An 18,767-nucleotide genomic window follows, 5' to 3' on the forward strand; every position below is an offset into this window, starting at 1 on the left:
TTCAACCGATGCGCCGAAGGCGCAACGATCCGTAGGGAGGCGCAATGGGTGACAAGCAGAATGTAGATGACAAGACTCTCAAGTCGCTGGCCAATGAGCTGGAAGAAATGATGGGGGCCATCTCCGGGCGAGTCACGCGCCTGAACCAGCTCATCGACAATCTCGAGGGCGCTTGGCAGGGTATCGCCAAGGGAGCCTTCGACCGGGTCCAGCGGGGAATGAACGACGACCTCCGGGTCCAGCGCAGGATCATGGAAGGCTTCGTCGGGTCGATCCACGGGAACCTCGGCATCAAGGACTCGAACGAGGACGACATCGTCCAGAGCATGAACAAGCTCGGGAGCGGTGAGAACCCTCAGCATTTCTCGGCGACCGGGCCCGACACCACGCAGGGTTCACTGGCCGGGGCCTACTCCTCCAAGCTCAGCCAGATGTGACGGTCACGCCGGGCAGACCGTTCAGAAGCGAGCCCGTGTAACACAAGTAGCGCAGCGCGGCAGCACGACCGCGCTCCTTTCAGGCCGCGAGCCGAGATGTAGGGGAATCACATGGGGTACAACAACGGCGATCACCTCAAGGTCACATACAGCAGTCTGGACGGTGCCGCCGACGCCATCATGAAGGAAGCGAAGCAGCTTCGCGCCGACATGGAACGGGTGCAGCAGAAGGTTCGCTCCGTCTCCGAGATCTGGGAAGGCGAGGGACAGCGGGCCTACCAGCAGGCCCAGCACGGCTGGGACCAGAAGGCCGACGACATCCAGAACCGCCTCCTGGCGATTGCTGCTGAAGTCCGGCAGGCCAGCGGCACATACCTCGCAGGTGACAAGCGCGCAGCGGCGATGTTCGACCAGTTCAACAGCCGCGGGTAACTGTCTCAGCGATTCCGGCTCGAACGAACAGAAGGTGGGCGCGTGCGGGAGGCGCCCACCTTCTGCGTGGCGATGTCAACCCGGTGAACGTCGTGTCCCCCTCCAGCGGGAGCCATATGTGGGCCACATGTGGCTCTCCCCGCAGACGAATGGGACGAGGCTCCGAGCCGAACGCGGATGTCTTCTCCTCGGGGTGCCTCGCCGTTCGGCCCGCCTCACCTCGATCCGCCGTGATACGGGCCCGCAGCGGGGGGGCGCTCATGAACGGTCTCGCGCTCAGGACCGTACGGGGCGATAAGACAGCACCTGGCGAGATACGGCGCAGGCCCGCAGGGCAGCCGTTCTGACGGCCGCCGACAGGCGGGTCCTCGTACGCCGCGGAGACGGACTGACCGCGGTGCCCGTCTTCTGACGCGCACCGCGACCTTCGCCGCTAGGCTCCCGTCGCTCCTCCACCGGGCGTCCCCGGCTCCAGATCGAACTCGCCGTCCCGCGCCCCCAGCACGAACGCCTCCCACTCGGCGGCCGTGTAGCGCAGCACCACGTCCGGCTCCTTCGAGTTGCGCATGGCCACGGCGCCACCGGCCAGGTGGGCGATCTCCACGCGCTCCTCCTCCGGGCTGCCCGGGGCGCTCTCCCAGACGGCGTCGGAGATGTCCATCGCGTACAGTTCGTCCTTCTCCTGCTGAGTCCCCACCTGTGGCTCTCCCTTCGGGGCGTGCGTGCGGGCTCCAGCGTACGTGTGCCGAAGCCCGCGAACAGCGCTTTCCCGTCAGCCGTCAGCCTCTTCCCACCGGCGCGGACGCACTCACGTGCAGGCGGGGGCGCACTCACGTCTCGCTCCTCAGCCTCCTGCCGCAGGCGGGGACCCGCTCACGTCTCGTCCGGCAGCCAGCCCAGCTGCACCAGCGGCGTGCCCCGCTTGCGGGAGACGAAGAAGCCGCGGCCGGGGGGCATCGGGCGGGGACGGACATTGCCCAGGAGGTCGCCCTCGCTCGGATCGCCGGAGAGCAGGACGCCCTGGGCGCCCAGCTCCTTGATGCGGGTCATGAACGACTCGAACATCGACCGGGAGGCACCTGCGGCGTTGCGGGCGATGATGAACCGGACGCCGACGTCCCGGGAGAAGGGCAGGTGCTCGGTGAGGACGGCCAGCGGGTTGCCGCTGGAGGTGGCGACCAGTTCGTAGTCGTCGACCACGATGAAGATCTGCGGGCCGGTCCACCAGCTCCGGTCGCGCAACTGCTGCGGGGTGACGTCCGAGGAGGGCGCGCGCCGGTCCATCAGGTCGCGGAGCGCGTTCATGTGCGTCTCCATCGTGTTGGACATCGGCGCGTACTCCAGCAGATGGCTGTCCGGGATGGCGCCGAGCAGTGCCCGCCGGTAGTCGCCCACCACGATCTTCGCCTCGTCGCCCGAGTACCGCTCGCTGATCTGCTTGACGAGCAGTCGCAGCAGCGCCGTCTTGCCGGACTCGCTTTCGCCGAAGACGAGGAAGAACGGGTCGGTCTCGAAGTCGACGAAGACCGGTTCCAGGTTGTTCTCGTCGATGGCGAAGGCGACACCGCGTTCGGGGTGTTCCCCGCCGCCGGGCAGCCGGGCGGCCGGCAGTTCCCGGGGGAGCAGCCGTACCTGCGGTGCGGGCTCGCCCTGCCAGTGGGAGGTGACCGTGGCGCACATCTCGGCACTGGCGTCGGCGAGCTCTTCGTCGGATCCGGCACCGTCGATGCGGGGGACACCCGCCATGAAGTGCAACCCGTCCATGGTCTGGCCGCGGCCCGGGACTCCGGGCGGAACGTTGGCGGCGACCTTGCGGTTGAACTCGGAGTCCATGGTGTCGCCGAGCCGCAGCTCCAGCCGGTTCATCAGCAGGTCCTTCAGGGCCGCCCGCACCTCCATGTTGCGGGAGGCGGTGATGACCAGGTGGACGCCGTAGCCGAGACCGCGGCCGGCGATGTCGTTGACGACATCGGTCAGGCCCTCGTAGTCGTTGCGGAAGTTGCCCCAGCCGTCGATGACCAGGAACACGTCGCCCCACGGCTGGTCGGTGATCTGGCCGCGCGCCCGGCGCCTGCGGTAGGTCGAGATGGAGTCGATGCCGTTCGCCCGGAAGTACTCCTCGCGGCGGTTGAGGATGCCGTACACCTCGGCGACCGTGCGGCGTACCCGTTCGGGGTCGAGGCGGGAGGCGATACCGCCCACATGCGGGAGGCCGGAGACGGCCGACATGCCGCCGCCACCGAAGTCGAGTCCGTAGAACTGCACTTCGGCGGGGGTGTGGGTGAGCGCGAACGACGAGATCAGGGTCCGCATCAGGGTGGATTTGCCGGACTGCGGGCCGCCCACGACCAGCATGTGTCCGGCGGCTCCGGAGAAGTCCAGATACAGCGGGTCGCGGCGCTGCTCGAACGGCTTGTCGACGAGGCCGACCGGCACGACGAGCTGGCCCTGCCGCGCATAGTCGGTGGCGGCCAGGCCGCGCCCCTCCACCGGGGCCAGCGGCGGCAGCAGTTCGTCCAGCGGCGAGGCGTTGTCCAGCGGGGGCAGCCACACCTGGTGTGCCGGGGTGCCCTGGCCCTCCAGGCGGCGGACGACCACGTCCAGCACGGTGTCGGCGAGCGCGTCGTCGTCCGCCGTGGCGGGGGCGGGCTGCGCCGGTACCGGCACGGTGTCCGGATCGGGGCGCTGCACGGCGACCTGCGCCGCGGTGAACAGGACGGGCCGCCGGTTCGGTGCCAGCGGACCGGCGGGAAGCTCGTCGCCTCCGGTGCGGTGGACGCCGGAGACATAGGCCGCCTTGAAGCGGGTCATCTCGTCGGTGCCGAACTTCAGGTAGCCCGAGCCGGGCACCGAGGGGAGGTGGTAGGCGTCGGGGACGCCGAGCGCGGCGCGGGACTCGGCGGAGGAGAAGGTGCGCAGCCCGATCCGGTAGGAGAGGTAGGTCTCCAGCCCCCGCAGCCGGCCCTCCTCCAGGCGCTGCGAGGCCAGCAGCAGGTGCACACCCAGCGACCGGCCGATCCGGCCGATCTGGATGAACATGTCGATGAAGTCCGGCTTGGCGGTCAGCAGCTCGCTGAACTCGTCGATGACCAGCACCAGCGAGGGGATGGCGGAGAGCGGGGCGCCGGCCGCGCGGGCCTTCTCGTAGTCGTGGATGTTCGCGTAGTTCCCCGCGTCGCGCAGCATCTCCTGGCGCCGGTTGAGTTCGCCGCGGATCGAGTCGCCCATCCGGTCGACGAGGGTCAGGTCGTCCGCGAGGTTGGTGATCACGGCGGCGACGTGCGGCATGTGGGCCATTCCGGCGAAGGTGGCGCCGCCCTTGAAGTCCGCGAGGACGAAGTTGAGGGTTTCGGAGGAGTGCGTGACGGCCAGTCCGAGCACCAGGGTGCGCAGCAGTTCCGACTTGCCGGAACCGGTCGCGCCCACGCACAGTCCGTGCGGGCCCATACCGTCCTGCGCCGCCTCCTTGAGGTCGAGCATCACCGGCTGGCCGTCCTCGCCCACGCCGATGGGCACCCGCAGCCGTTCGGCCTGCGAGCGGGGCCGCCAGGTGCGGGAGACATCGACGGACGCGGCGTCTCCGAGGTTGAGCAGGTCGGTGAACTCCAGCTTGGCCAGCAGCGGCTCGTCCCCGTCGTCGCCCGAGCCCACCCGCAGCGGTGCGAGCTGCCGCGCCACGGCCTCGGCGGCCGGGTAGGAGAGGCCGTCCGGCGTCCCCTCGTACACCAGGCCGTGCCCCGACTCCAGGCGCAGGCTGCGCGGGCCGACCACCACGGACAGGGTGCCGCGGGCCGCGTCGATGTCGCCGGGGACGATCTCGACGATGGTGACGCCCTGCAGGCCCTCGGGCGCGGACAGCAGCGAGTTGGGCAGTACCGAGGTGCCGTCCAGCACGACGACGAGGTGGGGCTGGTCCGGTGCCGGTTCGGCTGCGCCGTTGAACCGGGGGCGTCCCTCCAGCCGGGCGGCGAGGAGCTCTTCCAGTTCGAGTGTGTCGCCCACGATCAGCCGCCGCGCGCCCGCGCCGTCGGTCTCGCCCCTGGCCTGGGCGTGCGGCAGCCACTTCGCCCAGTCCCAGCCGGCGTAGGACTCGCGGCCCGCGGCGACCGCGACCACCAGGTCCTCGGGGGAGTGCATCGCGCACAGCGAGCAGAGCAGTGCGCGTGCCGAGGCGTACACGGCATCGGGATCGCCGCTGACGGTCATGTGGTAGAAGGCCCGCAGCGAGATGGCCATGGGCAGCCCGTCGAGGGTGGCGTGGGTGTTGATGAACTGGTGCATGGCACCGGCCGTCAGCGGCTCCAGCTCGTCCACCGGCGCGGTGTCCGGACTGACCAGCGGCGTGGCCAGTTGCTGCACGCCCAGCCCGACGCGGACCTGCCCGAAGTCCAGATCCGAGGGCCGCCGCTCCCACACCCTGCTGCCCTCGGCCACCAGGGACCACAACTGGTCCGGTGCGGGGTGCAGATAGAACTGGGCGTCCCGCTGCTTGACCGCCGTCCTGCGCACCGTACGCCGCGTCTGTGCGAGGTACTTGAGATAGTCGCGGCGCGACTGCGCCATCTCGCCCTGCGTGCCCCGGCGCATCCGGACCACCATGGCGATGACCATGGTGAGCGTCGAGAACAGCATCAGGACACCCATGATCTTCATCATCGGGTGGGAGTTCATACCGGGCATGAGGAAGTACACGCTGGATCCGCCCATGCCGAGCATGGGCAGGACCTGCATCCACATGCCCTCCTGCTTGTTCTTGGGCAGTTCGGGCGGCGGCTGCAGTTGCAGCTCCTCGGCGGGCACATCGGGAGGCAATGCCCGAGGCGGTCGCTTGACGACGATCTGGGTCACTCGCGCACCAATTTCCCTTGCGTTCCCGTGGATTCCATTGGATTCCCCAGGGTCTCTTGCGTTCCCTGCGTCCCTGGTGCGGAAGGGGCGGTACGGTACCGGCACCCCGCGGTGACGCTCGCTCCCGGCGGTCCCCCTCCGCGGCTGGCGATCCTAGTGGCACAGTGAGTTGACCGGGAGCGGTAGGGTGTCGCGCGCTGCCGCGGTGGCCGTGACGGCAGGTCGGCGGATGGTGCGGCCGGGGCCCGGCAGACGGTTGCACAGCCCATTGTCGAGCAGGCGCTCAGCAGGATCTTCGAGGGGGACACACAGGTGAGTACGACGGCTTCCGCCGCGGCCACCGGATCCGGCGGGCAGCCGGGCTCCGGCGGTGCCCGAGGCGCGGCCGGTGCATCCGGCCGGGCGGCCGGATCGGCACTGGACACCGGTTTCAGCCGGGTGACCATCGTCGCCCCCGACAGCCGGATCGACGTCGCACTGCCCGAGGACATCCCGGTCGCCGACCTCTACCCCGAGATCCTGCGGCTCTCCGGCCAGACCCCCGCAGCGGGCGCGCCCGTCGGCTACCACCTGGTGCGCCGCGACGGCACGGTCCTGGACAGCTCGCGGTCCTTCGCCGCCCAGCGCATCCTGGACGGCGAGGTGCTGAGCCTGCGCCCGTTCGCGGAGTCGCTGCCGCCCGCCGTCTTCGACGACGTCTCCGACGCCGTCGCCTCGGCCGTGACCCGCGACCGGCGGCTGTGGGGCGACGACATGATGCGCGCCGCCGGACTGATCGGCGCCGGAGTGCTGCTGTCGCTGATGGCGGTCGTGCTGTGGTTCTCCGACCCGGCCGGCCACGACATGCACGGACTCGCCGGCGTCCTGGCCGCCGTCACCGGAGTGCTGCTGGTGGCGCTGTCCGCGGTACGCGCCCGCGTCTACGAGGACCGCCCCACCTCGATCACCCTGGGCCTGACGGCCATGCCGCACCTCATGGTGGCGGGCAGCGGCCTGCTGCCTCTGGAGGACGGGCTCGGCATCGGCAAGCTGCAGTTCCTCCTCGGCTGTGTGACCGTCCTGCTGGCCGCCACCTTGCTGATCGCGCTCACCCCCGACGGGGACGGCCCGTTCGTCGCCACCGCCTTCACCGCGACCGTCGGCACCCTGATCACCTTCGTCGCGATCGTCGCCGATCTGCCCGCGATGGAGACGGCCGCCGTCTGCGCGCCCGTCGCCGTCGGCGTCCTCGCCTTCCTGCCGAGCCTCTCGACCCGCTTCGCCCGGCTGCCCATCGGCTTCGAGGCCACCCGCACCCGGATGAGCGACTACGACGCCGACCCGGACGCCGCTCCCGAGACCCAGGGCCCGATCGACGGCGAGCGGATCGCGGCACAGGCGCGGCGCGGGCACGAGCTGCTGGTCGGCCTGGTCGGCGGCTGCGCCGCCGTGGTCGTCGTCTCCACCGCCGTGCTCAGCTTCTCCGCCTCGGGCTGGGGGCAGCTCCTCGCCCTCGCGACGGGGCTGGCCATGCTGCTGCGGGCCCGCCTCTTCCGCTACACCTCCCAGGTCAGCAGCGCACTGGCGGCCGGACTGGCGGCCCTGCTGCTGCTCGGCGCCGGGCTGGCGGGAGACTTCCCCGCCGACGGCGACGCGCTGCGCACCGTGTGGCTGAGCGCCGCGCTCGCCATGGCGGCCGTGCTGGCCGTCGCCGTCGGTCTGGCCGTCCCCCGCAAGGGTGTGACCCCGTTCTGGGGCCGGTTCGTGGAGATCCTGGAGACGTTCGTCCTGCTCACGCTGATTCCGCTGTGCCTGGCCGTGATGCAGGTCTACTCGGCGGCCCGCAGTCTCACCAGCTAGCCACTGGTACCCTGTACCGGCCTCCCGAGTATCGAAGTCTCCCCTGTGAAGCAGACCAGGGGCGCTCGGCGGCTGGAATCCTGAGGAGTACGAGTGTCGTCTCTCGACGCCGCGACGAAGAAGCAGATCATCTCCGAGTTCGCCACCAAGGAGGGTGACACCGGCTCCCCCGAGGTCCAGGTGGCGCTGCTCTCCCGTCGCATCAGCGACCTGACCGAGCACCTGAAGACCCACAAGCACGACCACCACTCGCGCCGTGGTCTGCTGCTGCTGGTCGGCCAGCGCCGCCGCCTGCTGCAGTACCTGGCCAAGAAGGACATCCAGCGCTTCCGTGCGCTGGTCGAGCGCCTCGGCATCCGCCGCGGTGCGGCCGGCGCCCGCTAGCACATGACGAAGGGAGCGGTTCCCGGACCCGGGGGCCGCTCCCTTCGCCGTATCGCAGTACGGCAGCTCGCCGTAACGCAGTACGACGGCCTCTCGCGGAGCGTGGAAGCTTTGTAGTCTTGTCCACGCGAGACGAAGCCGGACAGACATCACCGACAGCATGGACAAGGAGCGCACCCGAGACGCCGGTCCTCGGTAGTGGCCCCCGGGACCCGCGGCGAACCCGCGGGACCGCCGGGAGCTTCGATCGAAGACCGGCCCGCACCGGGAGCGCTCCTGAGTACACAGTCCGCCGCGGACGAGCGGCGGACGCAGACGAGGAGATATTCCTGGTGGAGAACGAGACCCACTACGCCGAGGCCGTCATCGACAACGGCTCCTTCGGCACCCGCACGATCCGTTTCGAGACCGGCCGGCTGGCCAAGCAGGCCGCCGGCTCGGCCGTGGCCTACCTGGACGACGACACCATGGTGCTGTCGGCGACCACCGCCTCGAAGCAGCCCAAGGACCAGCTCGACTTCTTCCCCCTGACGGTCGACGTCGAGGAGCGGATGTACTCGGCCGGCAAGATCCCCGGCTCCTTCTTCCGCCGTGAGGGCCGCCCGTCCGAGGACGCGATCCTCACCTGCCGGCTGATCGACCGCCCGCTGCGCCCCTCGTTCAAGAAGGGCCTGCGCAACGAGATCCAGATCGTCGAGACGATCATGGCGCTCAACCCCGAGCACCTCTACGACGTGGTCGCCATCAACGCCGCCTCCTGCTCCACGCAGCTCGCGGGGCTCCCCTTCTCCGGCCCGATCGGCGGCACCCGTGTCGCCCTGATCAACGGCCAGTGGGTCGCCTTCCCGACCCACTCCGAGCTGGAGGACGCCGTCTTCGACATGGTCGTCGCAGGCCGGGTGCTGCCCGACGGCGACGTGGCCGTGATGATGGTCGAGGCCGAGGCCACCGAGAAGACCATCGAGCTGGTCAAGGGCGGCGCCGAGGCGCCGACCGAGGAGGTCGTGGCCGCCGGTCTGGAGGCCGCGAAGCCGTTCATCAAGGTGCTGTGCAAGGCGCAGGCCGACCTCGCCGCGAAGGCCGCCAAGCCCACCGGCGAGTTCCCGATCTTCCTGGACTACCAGGACGACGTCCTGGAGGCCCTCACCGCGGCCGTCCGCGACGAGCTCGCCCAGGCGCTGACCATCGCGGGCAAGCAGGAGCGCGAGAGCGAGCTGGACCGCGTCAAGGCGCTGGCCGCCGAGAAGCTGCTCCCGCAGTTCGAGGGGCGCGAGAAGGAGATCTCCGCGGCCTACCGGTCGCTGACCAAGACCCTGGTGCGCGAGCGCGTCATCAAGGAGAAGAAGCGCATCGACGGCCGCGGTGTCACGGACATCCGTACGCTGGCCGCCGAGGTCGAGGCCATCCCGCGGGTGCACGGCTCGGCGCTCTTCGAGCGCGGCGAGACGCAGATCCTGGGCGTCACCACGCTGAACATGCTCCGCATGGAGCAGCAGCTGGACACCCTCTCGCCGGTGACCCGCAAGCGCTACATGCACAACTACAACTTCCCGCCCTACTCCACGGGCGAGACGGGCCGCGTCGGCTCCCCCAAGCGCCGCGAGATCGGCCACGGCGCGCTCGCAGAGCGTGCGCTGATGCCGGTGCTGCCGACCCGCGAGGAGTTCCCCTACGCGATCCGGCAGGTCTCCGAGGCACTGGGCTCCAACGGCTCGACGTCCATGGGCTCGGTCTGCGCCTCCACGATGTCGCTGCTGAACGCCGGTGTGCCGCTCAAGGCCCCGGTCGCCGGCATCGCCATGGGCCTGATCTCCCAGGACGTCGAGGGGGAGACGCACTACGTCACCCTCACCGACATCCTCGGTGCCGAGGACGCCTTCGGTGACATGGACTTCAAGGTCGCCGGTACCAAGCAGTTCGTGACCGCCCTCCAGCTCGACACCAAGCTGGACGGCATCCCGGCGTCCGTGCTGGCCGCGGCGCTCAAGCAGGCCCGCGACGCGCGGATGCACATCCTCGACGTGATGACCGAGGCGATCGACGTTCCGGACGAGATGTCCCCGAACGCGCCGCGGATCATCACCGTGAAGATCCCGGTGGACAAGATCGGCGAGGTCATCGGCCCGAAGGGCAAGATGATCAACCAGATCCAGGAGGACACCGGCGCCGACATCACCATCGAGGACGACGGCACCATCTACATCGGTGCCGCCGACGGTCCCGCGGCCGAGGCGGCCCGCTCGACCATCAACGGCATCGCCAACCCGACGATGCCCGAGGTCGGCGAGCGGTACCTGGGCACCGTCGTCAAGACGACCACCTTCGGCGCCTTCGTCTCGCTGCTGCCCGGCAAGGACGGTCTGCTGCACATCTCGCAGATCCGCAAGCTGGCCGGCGGCAAGCGGGTGGAGAACGTCGAGGACGTCGTCGGCGTGGGCCAGAAGGTTCAGGTCGAGATCGCCGAGATCGACCAGCGCGGCAAGCTGTCCCTGATCCCCGTCCTGGACGAGGAGGAGGGCGGCGAGTCCGAGGGCTCCGCCGACTCCGAGGACGAGACCGCGAAGTGACGCGTACGTTCCGTACGACGGCCCGCCCCGCCGCTCCGGCAGGGCGGGCCGTCGCCCGTCCCAAGACCCGCACCCGGACCCTGATCCCGGGGCAGAACGGCGCGGGCACCGTGCGCAGGAGCGTGCTGCCCGGCGGACTCCGGGTGATCACCGAAACGCTGCCGACGGTGCGCTCGGCGACCTTCGGCATCTGGGCGCACGTCGGCTCCCGCGACGAGACCCCCGCGCTGAGCGGTGCCACCCACTACCTGGAGCACCTGCTCTTCAAGGGCACCGAGCGGCGCAGTGCGCTGGAGATCTCCGCGGCGGTCGACGAGGTGGGCGGTGAGATGAACGCGTTCACCACCAAGGAGTTCACCTGCTACTACGCGCGGGTCCTGGACGCGGACCTGCCGCTGGCCATCGACGTCGTCTCCGACATGCTCACCAGCTCCGTCATCGACCCGGCGGAGGTCGAGGCCGAGCGCGGCGTCATCCTCGAAGAGATCGCGATGACCGAGGACGACGCCGGTGACTGCGTGCACGACCTGTTCGCGCACACCATGTTCGGCGACACGCCGCTGGGCCGTCCCGTGCTGGGCACCGTGGACACCGTCAACGCGCTCACCAGGGACCAGGTGGCCCGCTTCTACAAGAAGCACTACGACCCCACCCGGCTGGTGGTCGCCGCCGCGGGGAACCTCTCGCACACCGAGGTCGTCAACCGGGTCCGGGCCGCGTTCGACCGTGCCGGTGCGCTGCGGCGCACCGAGGGCGCCGAGCCGGTCGCGCCCCGCTCGGGCACCCGCACCCTGCGCGCCGGCGGCCGGGTCGACTTCCTGGACCGGCCGACCGAGCAGGCGCACCTGGTCCTCGGAATGCCCGGAGTCTCCCGGCACGACGAGCGCCGCTGGCCGCTCGCGGTGCTCAGCACGGCGCTCGGCGGCGGTATGAGCTCCCGCCTCTTCCAGGAGATCCGCGAGCGCCGGGGCCTGGCCTACAGCACCTACGCCTACACCTCCGGATACGCCGACTGCGGCCTCTTCGGGGTCTACGTGGGCTGCCGCCCCAGCCAGGTGCCCGACGTGCTCAAGATCTGCCGCGAGGAGCTGGAGAGCGTCGCCCGGCACGGGCTGGACGACGACGAGGTGCGGCGGGCCGTCGGGCAGCTCGCCGGGTCCACCGTGCTCGGCCTGGAGGACACCGGGGCACTGATGCACCGGGCCGGAAAGAGTGAGCTGTGCTGGGGGGAGCAGATGTCCACCGACGCGATGCTCGCCAAGATCACCGCAGTCACTCCCGACGACATCCGCGCTGTCGCCCGCGAGGTACTGGACCGGCGCCCCTCGGTGTCCGCCATCGGGCGGCTCACCGACCGCCAGGCAGCGCATCTGCACGAGGCCGTGGCCTGAGCCGGTCCGCCGTGGCCTGAGGCCGGTCAGGCCGTCCCACCGTCCCTTTCACAGGTAAGGAAGCAGAACGATGAGCAAGCTGCGGGTCGCTGTCCTCGGCGCCAAGGGCCGGATGGGCTCCGAGGCTGTACGGGCCGTCGAGGGCGCCGAGGACATGGAGCTGGTCGCGGCCCTGGGCAGTGGCGACCCGCTCGGGACGCTGACCGACGCGGGCGCCGAGGTCGCCGTCGACCTCACCCGCCCGGACGCCGTCATGGGCAACCTGGAGTTCTGCCTCGCCCACGGCATCCACGCCGTCGTCGGCACCACCGGCTGGACGGACGACCGGCTGGCCACCGTACGGGCCCAGCTCGCCGCGGCCCCCGGGACCGGGGTGCTCATCGCTCCGAACTTCGGCATCGGGGCCGTGCTGACGATGCGCTTCGCACAGCAGGCGGCCCGCTTCTTCGAGTCCGTCGAGGTCGTCGAGCTGCACCACCCCGGCAAGGCCGATGCCCCCAGCGGCACCGCCGTGCGCACCGCGCAGCTCGTCGCCGAGGCCCGCGGCTCCGCCGGGCTTCCGGCGCAGCCCGACGCCACCACCACCGCGCTGGAGGGAGCCCGCGGCGCCGACGTGGACGGCGTGCCCGTGCACGCGGTGCGGCTGCGCGGTCTCGTCGCGCACCAGGAGGTCCTCTTCGGCGACGAGGCCGAGACCCTCACCATCCGGCACGACTCACTGCACCGCAGCTCCTTCATGCCGGGTGTGCTGCTGGGCGTCCGCAAGGTCCCCGCTGCCCCGGGGCTCACCTTCGGGCTCGAGCACTTCCTCGACCTGGACTGACCGGACCACGGAGTCAGCAGCATGCGCGCGAAGATCACCTACTTCCTCCTGGCCGCCGTCCTGGTCGTCTACTTCGTCCTGGTCGGCAGCCGGGGTGTGCTGCTCATCCAGCAGGGCACGGCCGTCACCGTCGCCTTCGGCGCCGCCGTCCTGGTGCTGCCCTTCATCGGCGCGTGGTTCCTGTGGCACACCACCCGGTTCGCGCGGCGTGCCGGACGGCTGGCGCGGCTGCTGGAGGCCGAGGGCGGACTCCCGGTCGACGAACTCGCCCGCACGCCCTCGGGGCGGATCGACCGCACCTCGGCGGACGAGGTCTTCGCCCGGCGCCGGGCCGAGACGGAGGAGCAGCCGGACGACTGGCGCTCCTGGTTCCGGCTCGCCGTCGCCTACCACGACGCCCGGGACACCCCCCGCGCGCGCAAGGCGATGCAGCACGCGATCGCTCTGCACGAGGCGGGCACCCGGGACTGAGCAGGTTCCGGGCGCCGCCGGGCGGCTACCGGGACTCGGCCGCCCAGCTCTCTATGACGTCGGCGGCCCGGACGAAGGCCCGCGGCCGGGTGACGAAGTCGGCGTTGCGGCTGGTCAGCAGCGTCCGGTCGTCCGGTGCCGCGTCCGCTGACCGGGAGGAGCGGGTGCGGGCCAGCACCAGGGCCTCGCCCTGCACCGTGCGCGGCATCCCCAGCCATCGCACCGGACGCTGGACCGTGCGCAGCCTCCCCGTCTCCGACCAGCGCAGTGTGGTGGTCCGCAGCAGCCCGACATGGCGCAGCCCGTGGGAGCTCACCCACACACCCGCGCGGAGCAGCCGCACGGCGAGGACGACCAGCAGCAGACCGCAGGCCGCGCATATCGCACCGCTGGGCAGCAGCCCCTCGGCCAAGGAGATGATCAAGGCGGAGAACAGCACATAGGAGGCGAGCAGCAGCAGCAGTGCGCCGCCGCCGACCCGCCAGGGGCCGGGGCGGTAGGGACGCCGCCACAGATCACGGTCGGCCTCGGCGAGGGTCACCGACTGGGCCGCGAGCACATGATCCTCGCGGTCGGCTGTCACAAAGGGCAGGGGCACGGCACAGTCCTCGCTCGCTCACGACAGGGTCTTGTCCAGCGGCTGCTCGCCGCAGCGGTATGAGCGGTGACATTAGCGAGACCCGGTCGGTGCGGTCACCCCCGGGTGGCGTTCCCCGAGGCGACCGCACCGCGGTCAGCGGCCCTCGGCCGCTGCCGGCGGCTTGCTCGAGGGACTCTGGTCCTCGCTCAGGGCCGGAAGGCCGAGCAGGACCGCGCCCACGAGCCCGGCGACGACGGTCAGCCCCACCAGGGCGCTGCCGGCGACCTCCCGGAAGCTGCGCCGGGCTGCGGGCGGGGGAGTGACATTGCTGCGGAACCGGTCTGCCTCGGCTATGAAGGCGAACGGGACGGACTCTCCGCGGGACATGGCGGTGTGCTCCTGCGTGATCGTTCTGGTCGGTTACCAGGGGAACGTCCGGGCGGGGTCGGAAGTGCCCGTCGCCGCCTGACGCATGTGAAAAATATCAACCGGCACGGCGAGGTATGTCACCGGGGTCGCGTTTCTTCGGCATGGGAGGCGTTTGTCCCGCTAATAGCGGTCAAACCGGGCTGCAGGGTCCGCTGTGGCCCGGGTGTCGGACCCTCCCCTTAGGCTGGCTCCGCTCTGGCATACGTACGTGGAAGGACCAGCCGGTGACCGAAACCCCCGCCCCGCCCGCCCCCAGTTTCCGCAGCGACATGACGGTCGAGCTGGTGAAGCACAGCGCGTCCGACACCGATGTGCTCTGGGCGGCCCGGGTCTCCACCGCGGGCGAGCAGTCCCTGGACGAGCTGAACAAGGACCCGGAGCGCTCCAAAGGGCTGATCAACTTCCTGATGCGGGACCGCCACGGCAGCCCTTTCGAGCACAACTCGCTGACGTTCTTCATCAGCGCCCCCCTCTTCGTCTTCCGGGAGTTCCACCGGCACCGCGTCGGCTGGTCCTACAACGAGGAATCCGGCCGCTACCGCCAGCTCCAGCCGGTCTTCTACGTCCCCGACGCCGACCGCAAGCTCGTCCAGCAGGGCCGTCCGGGGAAGTACGAGTTCGTCCCCGGGACCGAGGAGCAGCACGAGCTCACGAGCCGCTCGATGGCGGACGTCTACCGGAAGGCGTACGAGACCTACGAGGAGATGCTGGCGGCCGGCGTCGCCCGCGAGGTCGCCCGTGCGGTGCTGCCGGTGGGGCTCTACTCGTCGATGTACGCCACCTGCAACGCCCGGTCCCTGATGCACTTCCTCGGTCTGCGCACCCAGCACGAGCAGGCCAGGGTGCCCAGCTTCCCGCAGCGCGAGATCGAGATGGTGGGTGAGCTGATGGAGGAGCAGTGGGCCAAGCTGATGCCGCTGACGCACGCCGCCTTCAACGCCAACGGCCGAGTCGCCCCCTGACGGCGCCGGCTCCCCGGCGGGCGCCTGCCGGCCCGCCCGCCGAGAGCTGCCTACCGCCGGTCGGCGGGGTCCGGGAGGTGTCCGTATTGCGACGTTTGAAGAAGTTCATCTAGGGTGATTGTGCGGTCCCGGCACTGCCTGAACCCCCGAGCAGGCAGTGCCGGGGCCCCTCTTCGCACATACCCCGCGCCGGGCCCTCACCGTGTCGCCGCCGGACTGCCGCCGCATCGACAGCCCCGAGGGAGCATCGTGGGGTGCGCTGCGAGTAGCGTGGACCCTATGGCTCCGACCTCCACACCGCAGACGCCCTTCGGGCGGGTCCTGACCGCGATGGTCACGCCGTTCACCGCGGACGGCGCGCTCGACCTCGACGGCGCGCAGCAGCTCGCCGCCCACCTGGTGGACGCCGGCAACGACGGCCTCGTCGTGAACGGCACCACCGGAGAGTCCCCGACCACCACCGATGCGGAGAAAGCCCAGCTCGTCCAGGCGGTCGTGGAGGCCGTGGGAGAGCGCGCACACGTAGTCGCCGGAGCCGGCACCAACAACACGGCGCACAGCCTCGAACTGGCCCGCGCCGCGGAGAAGGCAGGAGCACACGGCCTCCTGGCCGTGACGCCCTACTACAGCAAGCCCCCGCAGGAGGGCCTCTACCGGCACTTCACGGCAATCGCCGACGCCACGGACCTCCCGGTGATGCTCTACGACATCCCGGGCCGCAGCGGTGTGCCGATCAACACCGAGACCATCGTCCGGCTCGCCGAGCATCCCCGCATCGTGGCCAACAAGGACGCCAAGGGCGACCTGGGCCGCGCGAGCTGGGCCGTCGCCACCAGCGGGCTGGCCTGGTACAGCGGGGACGACATGCTCAACCTGCCGCTGCTGTCCGTGGGCGCCGTCGGATTCGTCTCCGTGGTCGGCCACGTCGTCACGCCTGAGCTGCGCGCCCTGCTGGAGGCGCACCTCAGCGGCGACGTCGCCAAGGCCACCGAGATCCACCAGAAGCTGCTGCCCGTCTTCACCGGCATGTTCCGCACCCAGGGTGTGATCACGACCAAGGCCGCGCTCGACCGTCTGGGCCTCCCGGCCGGACCGCTGCGCCTTCCGCTGGTCGAGCTGTCCCCGGAGGAGCTGGAGCAGCTCAAGCACGATCTCGCCCACGGCGGGGTACATCTGTAGATCTCAGACTTCAACAACTGCATACCGCCGGAAACCGGCTGCAGTGCACGACGGACAGTGCCGCAGCCTCACCGAACAAGCACGACACGCACGAACGACACGTGCCGCTGCGTGCGCATCATGAATATCGCGCGCCACGTACCCAGGCGGGTGCGTGGCGCGCGTGGTAAGGAGAGTCTTTTGAGTCATCCGCACCCTGAGCTGGGCCCGCCACCGAAGCTCCCCAAGGGGGGCCTGCGCGTCACCCCATTGGGTGGGCTCGGCGAGATCGGCCGCAACATGACCGTCTTCGAGTACGGCGGCAGGCTCCTGATCGTCGACTGCGGCGTCCTCTTCCCGGAGGAGGAGCAGCCGGGCATCGACCTGATCCTCCCGGATTTCACCTCCCTGCGGGACCGGCTCGACGACATCGACGGCATCGTCCTCACCCATGGCCACGAGGACCACATCGGTGGCGTCCCCTACCTCCTGCGGGAGAAGGCGGACATCCCGCTGATCGGCTCCAAGCTGACCCTCGCCCTGATCGAGGCCAAGCTCCAGGAGCACCGGATCCGCCCCTACACCCTCGAGGTCGAGGAGGGGCACCGCGAGCGCGTCGGCCCTTTCGACTGCGAGTTCCTCCCGGTGAACCACTCCATCCCCGACGCGCTGGCCGTCGCGATCCGCACCCCTGCGGGCATGGTCGTCCACACGGGCGACTTCAAGATGGACCAGTTGCCGATGGACGGGCGTCTCACCGACCTGCGGGCCTTCGCCCGTCTCGGTGAAGAGGGCATCGACCTGCTGCTGAGCGACTCGACCAACGCCGAGGTCCCCGGCTTCGTGCCGCCGGAGCGCGACATCTCCTCGGTGCTGCGCCAGGTCTTCTCCAGCGCCCAGAAGCGGATCATCGTGGCCAGCTTCGCCAGCCACGTCCACCGCATCCAGCAGATCCTGGACGCCGCGCACGAGCACGGCCGCCGGGTCGCCTTCGTGGGCCGCTCCATGGTCCGCAACATGGGCATCGCCCGGGACCTGGGCTATCTGCGGGTTCCCGCCGGTCTCGTCGTCGACGTCAAGACCCTCGACGACCTGCCGGACGACGAGGTGGTGCTGGTCTGCACCGGATCCCAGGGTGAGCCCATGGCCGCCCTGTCCCGGATGGCCAACCGCGACCACCAGATCCGCATCGTCCAGGGAGACACGGTCATCCTGGCCTCGTCCCTCATTCCGGGGAACGAGAACGCCGTCTACCGAGTGATCAACGGGCTGACCCGCTGGGGCGCCAACGTCGTCCACAAGGGCAATGCGAAGGTGCACGTCTCCGGACACGCCTCCGCGGGCGAGCTGCTGTACTTCTACAACATCTGCCAGCCGAAGAACCTCATGCCCGTGCACGGCGAGTGGCGGCATCTGCGTGCCAACGCGGAGTTGGGTGCGGCGACCGGTGTGCCCCACGACCGCATCGTGATCGCCGAGGACGGCGTCGTGGTCGATCTGCTCGACGGCAAGGCGAAGATCAGCGGCAAGGTGCAGGCCGGCTACGTCTATGTCGACGGCCTCACCGTCGGCGACGTCACCGAGTCCTCCCTGAAGGACCGGCGCATCCTCGGTGACGAGGGCATCATCTCGATCTTCGTCGTGGTCGACAGCACCACCGGCAAGACCGTGGGCGGCCCCCATCTGCAATCCCGCGGCTCCGGCATCGACGAGGCCGACTTCGCCGCGGTGATTCCGAAGATCGACGAGGCGCTCGCCAAGTCCGCCCAGGACGGCGTGGCGGAGACCCATCAGCTCCAGCAGCTGGTGCGGCGCACCGTCGGCAAGTGGGTCTCGGACACCTACCGTCGTCGTCCGATGATCCTGCCCGTCGTCGTCGAGGTCTGACGCCCCGTGGGCCGCAGCTGCGGCCCACGGGAAGGCGGGGCGCCTCGATTTGCTTCCTGGCGCCCCGCTCCAGTACGTTTACATCTCCACCGCAACGGGAAACCGGGCGCACTACGGCCCGGGGGCATCCCGATGCCAGGAATCCGAAATCGGCTCGGAAACGAGCAGGATCAAGATTCTGGTAAGGTCGGAGACACCGAAAGGGCAAACGTCCGGAGAAACCGGTACTGCATCGTCAGAACCGATTTGTTTCGAAGGAAGCGTCCGTTCCTTGAGAACTCAACAGCGTGCCAAAAGTCAACGCCAGATATGTTGATACCCCGACCTGCCGAGTGTTCGGCGGGTTGAGGTTCCTTTGAAATACACAACAGCGAGGACGCTGTGAACCGGGGGATTATTCCTCCTCCGGTTCCGCTCTTCCTGTGGATGGAAGCATTCACGGAGAGTTTGATCCTGGCTCAGGACGAACGCTGGCGGCGTGCTTAACACATGCAAGTCGAACGATGAAGCCGCTTCGGTGGTGGATTAGTGGCGAACGGGTGAGTAACACGTGGGCAAT

General features: G+C 69.9%; 15 protein-coding genes and 1 rRNA gene. 12 read left to right on the forward strand and 4 right to left on the reverse strand.

Annotated features, from left to right (window positions below; translation table 11 throughout):
* Positions 1-44 precede the first annotated feature (44 nt).
* The gene (locus tag BMX65_RS24765; protein ID WP_075002564.1) at positions 45-437 is read left to right on the forward strand and encodes a WXG100 family type VII secretion target; all 393 of its coding nucleotides are present in this window, start codon (positions 45-47) and stop codon (positions 435-437) included.
* 111 nt (positions 438-548) lie between these two features.
* Positions 549-869 (forward strand): WXG100 family type VII secretion target, encoded by a 321-nt coding sequence (locus tag BMX65_RS24770; protein WP_075002565.1) that lies wholly within the window; start codon positions 549-551, stop codon positions 867-869.
* Between the two features lie 433 nt (positions 870-1,302).
* On the opposite strand, the gene BMX65_RS24775 is transcribed toward BMX65_RS24770, so the two are convergent.
* Both BMX65_RS24775 and eccCa read right to left on the reverse strand, forming a co-directional pair.
* On the reverse strand, positions 1,303-1,566 hold the full coding sequence (locus tag BMX65_RS24775; protein WP_075002566.1) for a DUF397 domain-containing protein: 264 nt from the start codon (positions 1,564-1,566) through the stop codon (positions 1,303-1,305).
* A gap of 176 nt (positions 1,567-1,742) precedes the next feature.
* Positions 1,743-5,717: a type VII secretion protein EccCa gene (eccCa, locus tag BMX65_RS24780; protein WP_075002567.1), complete on the reverse strand. Its 3,975-nt coding sequence runs from the start codon at positions 5,715-5,717 to the stop codon at positions 1,743-1,745.
* A gap of 312 nt (positions 5,718-6,029) precedes the next feature.
* On the opposite strand from eccCa, the gene eccD reads away from it, so the two are divergent.
* From eccD to BMX65_RS24810, 6 genes are all read left to right on the forward strand, one after another.
* The gene (gene eccD, locus BMX65_RS24785; protein ID WP_075002568.1) at positions 6,030-7,556 is read left to right on the forward strand and encodes a type VII secretion integral membrane protein EccD; all 1,527 of its coding nucleotides are present in this window, start codon (positions 6,030-6,032) and stop codon (positions 7,554-7,556) included.
* A gap of 93 nt (positions 7,557-7,649) precedes the next feature.
* A complete protein-coding gene (gene rpsO / locus BMX65_RS24790) occupies positions 7,650-7,940 on the forward strand; it encodes a 30S ribosomal protein S15 (protein ID WP_016470189.1) in 291 nt (96 codons plus the stop codon).
* Between the two features lie 332 nt (positions 7,941-8,272).
* The gene (locus BMX65_RS24795; RefSeq protein ID WP_075002569.1) at positions 8,273-10,507 is read left to right on the forward strand and encodes a polyribonucleotide nucleotidyltransferase; all 2,235 of its coding nucleotides are present in this window, start codon (positions 8,273-8,275) and stop codon (positions 10,505-10,507) included.
* Entirely contained in the window at positions 10,504-11,898 is a 1,395-nt protein-coding gene (locus BMX65_RS24800) for a M16 family metallopeptidase (protein WP_075002570.1), read from the forward strand. The genes BMX65_RS24795 and BMX65_RS24800 overlap by 4 nt, the downstream gene beginning before the upstream one ends.
* Positions 11,899-11,968: 70 nt before the next feature.
* Positions 11,969-12,721, forward strand: coding sequence for a 4-hydroxy-tetrahydrodipicolinate reductase (dapB, locus tag BMX65_RS24805; RefSeq protein ID WP_075002571.1), 753 nt, complete (start codon positions 11,969-11,971; stop codon positions 12,719-12,721).
* Positions 12,722-12,742: 21 nt separating this feature from the next.
* On the forward strand, positions 12,743-13,192 hold the full coding sequence (locus BMX65_RS24810) for a tetratricopeptide repeat protein (RefSeq protein WP_075002572.1): 450 nt from the start codon (positions 12,743-12,745) through the stop codon (positions 13,190-13,192).
* Positions 13,193-13,217: 25 nt separating this feature from the next.
* Here the strand turns inward: BMX65_RS24810 and BMX65_RS24815 are convergent, their stop codons facing one another.
* Positions 13,218-13,790 (reverse strand): hypothetical protein, encoded by a 573-nt coding sequence (locus tag BMX65_RS24815; RefSeq protein WP_075002573.1) that lies wholly within the window; start codon positions 13,788-13,790, stop codon positions 13,218-13,220.
* 135 nt (positions 13,791-13,925) lie between these two features.
* On the reverse strand, positions 13,926-14,159 hold the full coding sequence (locus BMX65_RS24820; protein WP_075002574.1) for a hypothetical protein: 234 nt from the start codon (positions 14,157-14,159) through the stop codon (positions 13,926-13,928).
* Between the two features lie 266 nt (positions 14,160-14,425).
* Here BMX65_RS24820 and thyX point away from each other — a divergent pair, with 266 nt between their 5' ends.
* The 4 genes from thyX to BMX65_RS24840 form a co-directional block, all read left to right on the forward strand.
* Complete coding sequence (gene thyX / locus BMX65_RS24825) at positions 14,426-15,163, forward strand: FAD-dependent thymidylate synthase (protein ID WP_075002575.1); 738 nt, start codon at positions 14,426-14,428, stop codon at positions 15,161-15,163.
* 279 nt (positions 15,164-15,442) lie between these two features.
* Positions 15,443-16,342: a 4-hydroxy-tetrahydrodipicolinate synthase gene (gene dapA / locus BMX65_RS24830; protein WP_075002576.1), complete on the forward strand. Its 900-nt coding sequence runs from the start codon at positions 15,443-15,445 to the stop codon at positions 16,340-16,342.
* Positions 16,343-16,522: 180 nt separating this feature from the next.
* Positions 16,523-18,208, forward strand: coding sequence for a ribonuclease J (locus BMX65_RS24835; protein WP_075002577.1), 1,686 nt, complete (start codon positions 16,523-16,525; stop codon positions 18,206-18,208).
* 435 nt (positions 18,209-18,643) lie between these two features.
* A 16S ribosomal RNA gene (locus BMX65_RS24840) occupies positions 18,644-18,767 on the forward strand; the annotation flags it as partial.

The sequence above is a fragment of the Streptomyces qinglanensis genome, assembly GCF_900111245.1.
GTDB classification, from domain to species: domain Bacteria; phylum Actinomycetota; class Actinomycetes; order Streptomycetales; family Streptomycetaceae; genus Streptomyces; species Streptomyces qinglanensis.